Source organism: Bifidobacterium sp. POST2/T3 (B1) (genome assembly GCF_058197115.1).
Window position 1 is genome coordinate 1 of record NZ_JBVPQK010000384.1, and the last position, 2,476, is coordinate 2,476.

At 61.8% G+C, this 2,476-nt stretch carries 2 protein-coding genes; both read left to right on the forward strand.

Features of this window, described 5'->3' with window-relative positions:
• The coding region (locus tag AC0AP0_RS11905) for an ATP-binding protein (protein WP_490430619.1) at window positions 1-1,563 on the forward strand (1,563 nt) is incomplete at its 5' end.
• A 97-nt stretch (window positions 1,564-1,660) separates the two neighbouring features.
• Complete coding sequence (gmk, locus tag AC0AP0_RS11910) at window positions 1,661-2,284, forward strand: guanylate kinase (protein WP_490430620.1); 624 nt, start codon at window positions 1,661-1,663, stop codon at window positions 2,282-2,284.
• The last annotated feature ends 192 nt before the right edge of the window (window positions 2,285-2,476 follow it).

Below are 2,476 nucleotides of genomic sequence, written 5' to 3' on the forward strand. Positions count from 1 at the left end.
TCCACTGACTATGACATGTCGGACAGGCTCTATTTCGAGCCGCTGACTTTCGAGGACGTTCTGGAGATCTACCGGGCTGAGAAGGCCATGGGACCTGTCAAGGGCGTCATCGTCCAGCTGGGCGGTCAGACGCCCCTGTCTCTGGCGGCCAGGCTCAAGGCAGCCGGGGTGCCTATTCTGGGAACCAGCCCCGAGTCCATCGACCTGGCCGAGAACCGTGAGCTCTTCGGCCAGGTGCTCAGCAAGGAGCATCTGAACGCTCCCCGGTACGGCACCGCTCTTTCCCTGGATGAGGCCAGGGATGCAGCACATGCCATCGGCTATCCGGTTCTGGTCAGGCCCTCTTACGTGCTGGGCGGGCGAGGCATGGAGATTGTCTATGACGACCAGCAGCTGGGCACCTACGTGGATCGAGCCCTGGAGGAAGCCAAGGCCGATACAGTGGTCTCCGGCCGGCTGCCTTCGCCCCTGTTGATTGACAAGTTCCTTCAGGATGCCATCGAGATCGATGTGGATGCCCTTTATGACGGGCAGGAACTCTACATCGGCGGAATCATGGAGCATGTGGAGGAGGCCGGGGTTCATTCCGGTGATGCAGCCTGCACCCTGCCGCCATCCACGCTCTCCGACGACCAGATTAACCGGTTGCGGCAGGCCACCCTGGCAATAGCCCAAGGTTGCGGCGTTCAGGGGCTAATTAATGTTCAGTATGCCTTCATGGCCAACACCCTCTATGTGATCGAGGCAAATCCCCGCGCCTCCCGGACGGTTCCTTTCGCTTCCAAAGCCACAGGTACGGCACTGGCCAAGGCTGCGGCGCGAATCATGGTGGGGGAGACTATCGAGCAGCAACGAGCCAATGGCCTGCTCCTGCCTGTCGGCGACGGCGGCATGGTCCGTGTCGGCCAGCCTGTGGCGGTCAAGGAGTCGGTATTGCCCTTCAAGCGCTTCCGCACTCCGGTTGGCCGGACCGTGGACATTCTGCTGGGTCCGGAGATGCGCTCCACCGGAGAGGTCATGGGCTTCGATCGGGACTTCCCCCACGCCTTCGCCAAGAGCCAGCTGGCCGCCTACCAGGGCGGATTGCCCTCCGGCGGGGTCGCCTTCCTTTCGGTCAATGATGCGGACAAGCGTCAGTTGCCCATGCTGGCCGCTCGTCTGCTGGAGCAGGGCTTCAGTATCTGCGCCACCAGTGGCACGGCCTCCGTCCTGCGTCGGTACGGCTTTGACGTGGCTGTTGTTGACAAAATCAGCGATGAGGAGGGGCAGGGTCGGCCCTTCACTGATGCCGATGGGGTCAGGCACATGGGCCGCAATCCAGTCCAGCTAATTGAGGATGGGGCCATCGACATGATCCTCAACACGCCCAGTTCCAGGGGTTCGCGCTCTGACGGCTATCTGATCCGGGTGGCCGCCATAGCCGCCGATTTGCCGCAATTCACCACTATCACCGAATTCTCGGCCGCCTTGATGGCCATTGACGTGGTCAAAAAGGACGACTACGAGGTCATGAGCATCCAGGAACACGCGGCCCGATTGCTTGAGCTGGAGAAGGCCAGGTAGGCGCTCGCTATATGATTGTCCCATGTTCCGGTCCAGATATACCGGAGGATGACCTTGAGGAAAGGAAGTGGCCGTGTCAGCGATCAGCGGTGCCGACATGTCGGTTCAGGACCCTTCGGGAGAACAGACCGGGGGGCCGGGGAAGACGGGCGGCCGGCTGATCGTGTTGACAGGGCCCACGGCCGTAGGCAAGGGCACTGTGGAGGCGGCCTTGCGTCATGCCCACCCGGAGGTCTGGGTCTCCGTCTCGGCCACCACCCGGGCGCCGCGTCCGGGCGAAAAGGACGGCATCACCTACTGGTTCATGGATGAGCAGGAGTTTGCCCGCAGGGAGGCCGCCGGAGAATTTCTGGAGACAGCGCTGGTCCATGGTATGTCCCACTACGGCACCCCGCTGCAGCCGGTTCTGGACCATCTGGCAGCAGGGGTGCCCACAATTCTGGAAATCGACCTGCAGGGGGCGCATCGTGTCCGCCAACGGGCGGGGGAGCTGGGCCTGGAAGTGTTTTACGTTTTCCTGGCGCCGCCCTCATTCCAGGACCTGGTCACCAGGCTGAACATGCGTGGAACCGAAAATGAGGAACAGCGGGCCCGGAGGCTGGAGACCGCCAAGGTGGAGCTGGCCTCAGAGGATCAGTTCGACCAGGTCATAGTCAACGACAACGTGGATAAAGCAGCCCAGGCTCTCTGGGTGGTAATCGCCAAGGAATACGGTCTCTGAGCATCAGGCCTTTACTTGGCCTTACTCCAGAAGAGTCAAAAATCCCCCAATCGGGTAAGAGCCCGATTGGGGGATTTTGATCTATCAGTCCAGACCGGACAACCGGTTGATCAGATCCGGGTCGCGTGTGGCGCCCTTGTCTGCAGAGCGGGCGAAGGCGGCGTAGGCCTTCAGCGCCAGTGAGACCTTGCG